1 protein-coding gene is annotated in these 591 nt (G+C 60.7%); it reads left to right on the top strand.

Features of this window, described 5'->3' with window-relative positions; genetic code table 11:
• Positions 1-252 precede the first annotated feature (252 nt).
• Positions 253-591, top strand: a 339-nt coding sequence (locus G3A47_RS23080) for a substrate-binding domain-containing protein (protein ID WP_208328432.1), incomplete at its 3' end; no start/stop codon positions are given.

Here is a 591-nt window from a genome sequence, read left to right on the forward strand (position 1 = left end):
GGATCGGTTTCGCATCCCGAGACCATCGCCACCGGGATGCGGATCACCTTTGCTGTGGCAGGAGCAGTGACCTCGGCTGCGATCGTGATTTCTTTTCTGCTGCGCCGCGGCGCTGCAACTGCACACCCGATTGAGGGATGACCCAACCCTCAATCATGCCGAACGGTTGGATGTCCGGCAAAGTCTCCTAAGCTTGTCATCTTAGCGTTACGGGCGGTCACTAGCGTTTGCTCACGAACGCAGGGGACGCTCGTGAGACAAGTTGCAGGGGCATGGGCATTTTGCCTGGCGATCTTCTTGGCACTGCTATCGGCCTTACCCGCTGGCGCAGAACCAATTCGTGGTGCGGGTTCGACCTTTGCCGCGCCGGTCATTTCGGCCTGGGCCAAGGCCTACAAAGAGGCGCGGGCCGACGGAGGCGACTACTTTACCCTCGACTGGAGCGTCGACTACGAACTGGTCGGCTCGTTGGCCGGCGTCATGCGGCTTTCGCAGCCGGAGATGGATTTCGCCGCGACCGATGCACCGCTTTCGCTGGAGGAGATCGCCAGGCGCAATGTGGCGCAATTTCCTATCGTCATGGGTGGCATC

It is taken from the genome of Flavobacterium poyangense (genome assembly GCF_011751075.1).
Lineage (GTDB): Bacteria > Bacteroidota > Bacteroidia > Flavobacteriales > Flavobacteriaceae > Flavobacterium > Flavobacterium poyangense.